The organism is Anaerolineae bacterium, from assembly GCA_014360855.1.
Taxonomy (GTDB): Bacteria; Chloroflexota; Anaerolineae; order JACIWP01; family JACIWP01; genus JACIWP01.
The window spans coordinates 1-2,458 of the sequence record JACIWP010000369.1 but is presented as its reverse complement, the minus strand read 5'-3'; the positions used below and the strand labels follow the sequence as shown (position 1 = coordinate 2,458).

Below are 2,458 nucleotides of genomic sequence, written 5' to 3'. Positions count from 1 at the left end.
TTTTCATCGTGAACGTCGACGCCCGTCCGTTCCAGGATTTCCAGGGTTGCGACATGGATTTTCTCACACTCTTGCCGGCCCATGCGGGCATAATGGGCACTCGTCATGCTCAAGCCATGCGTTTCGATCATCGTATCTCCCTCACGCGGGATAACTGGAACCCAAGCAAATGGATCTCATCACCAATTATTATACACCATTTCGTCCGCGTCTGGACAGAATGGTAGGGGCGGGACAGCCCCGCCCCTACCACCGCAGGCTGATCCCAGATTATGCTTCCTTCCAAGTCTCGTAGTAGACAGCGTACTCTTCCGGCGAAGGCGGCACATCGTGCACCTTCTTGCTGTGGATGGTCCACACGTTCATGAAGAACGGGGTGCAGATGGAGCCGCGTTCCTTCTGGATGGTCTCCAGCTTGCACATGATCTCGCGGCGTTTTTCCAGATCCAGCGTGCGGAGGGCTTCCTGGAGAAGCTGTTCGAACTCAGCGTCTACCCAGCGGCTCTCGTTCCAGGGCACGGGCTTGCCGTCGCGGCTGATGTAGGCCAGCGGCAAGGTCATGATAGCCAGCGGCCGGTGCGCCCACCAGGTGACGCTCATGTTCCACTCGGTCCAGCCATCCCAGAACTGGGACGCCGGCATGGTGTTGAGCGTGATGCGGAAGCCCGCCGGCGCCGCATCTTCCTTGAGCGCCTGGGCATAGGCCATGGTCTCGGGCCAATCGCTCACCACCGTCAGGGTCACATCCAGGCCATCGGGATAGCCGGCCTCTGCCAGGAGCGCCTTGGCCTTCTCGGGATCATAGGGGAAGGGATCCACCGGGCAGTACTCGGGATGGGCCGGCGCGACATGGCTGTCGTTGCCGATGGTGCCCTCGCCCATCAGTGCCAGCGCCAGGATCTTCTCGCGATTGTGGCAGTACTTGAGCGCCAGGCGCACGCGGTTGTCGGTCCAAGGCTCCTGGTCAACGCGCACGCGCAGGACACGCGTAGCCGAGGTCGGGGTCGAGATGATGACGAAGTTCGGGTCATCCCGGACACCCTGCCAGACGGTCACCGGCGGCTCGATCACGGTGTCCACCTCGCCGGTCTTGAGGGCGGACAGGCCGGCGGTCGGGTCCTCGCCCAACTGGACCATAATGATCTCGTCCAGATAGGGCAGGGGTTTGCCATCGGCGCCGTTGCGCCAGTACCCCTCGCGGCGCACCAGCCGGCAGCGTTCGCCCGGCACATACTCGGCCATGGTGAACGCACCGGTGCCGATGGGCTGGCGGGTGATGTCGCCCTCGAACTCCTTGGGCACGATCATGGCGCCGTAATGATACAGGTCGTACGGCACGGTGATGGAGGGATTCTTCAGGTGGAGCACGACGGTGTAGTCATCCACCTTTTCCACGCCGGAGGCATCCAGATAGCTCATCTGGCCCAGCAGGGACGAACCGACGTCGACATCCAGCCACTGGTTGAAGTTGAAGACGACATCGTCGGCGGTCAGCTCCTTGCCGTTGTTGAACTGGATGCCCTTGCGCAGGTTGAGCTTCCAGGTCAGCAGGTCATCGCTGGCTTCCCACGACTCGAGCAGGTAGGGATGGGCAATGCCTTTGGCATCAATGTAGGTCAGGTACTCGAAGACATGGCGCCAGGGATGCGACTGGCTGACCAGGGAGAAGCGGGCCGGATGGTCCACGCGCTCCACACGGGTGGAGGCCTTCAGGGTGCCGCCGCGCACGGGCATTCCCGCCGGCGTGGGCGTTGCCGCCGGCGCGCTGGTGGCGGTCGGCGGGACTGACGTCGCGGCCGGAGCGCTGGTGGCCGGCGCCGGCGTGGCCGTTTCCTTCGGCGCACAAGACGCCAGGGCCGCCGCGCTCATCGCCGACATGCCCAACAACGTCGAGATGCGGATGAACTCACGCCGCGAGATGCGGCCCTTGCGCAGTTGCTCCTGCGCCTCCTGGATGATGGGATGCAGTTTTTTCTCGCTCATCGTATCCTCCTTTCCTGGATGCGAGAAGATATATGGAAACCTGAGGGGTGAGCTGACGAAGGGAAAGCCACTGCAACGCAACGAACAGGGATTGTCGAGGGGAGGTCACTAAGGGGCCTGATGGAATTCCGGACGCCGGCCGGCCAGGAAAAGGCCCGCGCTCCGTCAACAGTGGGAGCGCTGTGAGGAATCGGCCATTGTGCCCTTGATATCAGCCGGCGACAGTTCCGGTGCTCCATCGTCTCCTCTGTATCATCCAGACTTCTTGGACCGGCCTGTATGGGCATGCAGGCTCCCACCGGGCAAGATGCACGGCGGAGAGCAGTATATATTTCCGCACGCCCATTTGATATATCAGATTATACACCCAATGTGTGAAGCTGTCAAATTGATATGCTCAATGCTTCTTCTAGGCGTGTCGAGTTGCATTGTACAAGCGTTATGCTATAATTTTTAGGAAAGCCAGCGGGAGGGG

1 protein-coding gene is annotated in these 2,458 nt (G+C 61.4%); it reads right to left on the bottom strand.

Annotation, left to right across the window (positions count from 1 at the left end; all coding sequences use genetic code 11):
* Nucleotides 1-270 precede the first annotated feature (270 nt).
* Complete coding sequence (locus tag H5T60_14080; GenBank protein MBC7243561.1) at nt 271-1,983, bottom strand: ABC transporter substrate-binding protein; 1,713 nt, start codon at nt 1,981-1,983, stop codon at nt 271-273.
* Nucleotides 1,984-2,458: the final 475 nt, after the last annotated feature.

What these genes read in the sequence shown, in the direction of transcription:
- H5T60_14080 (MBC7243561.1), bottom strand. Translation starts at nt 1,983, where the DNA reads ATGAGCGAGAAAAAACTGCATCCCATCATCCAGGAGGCGCAGGAGCAA.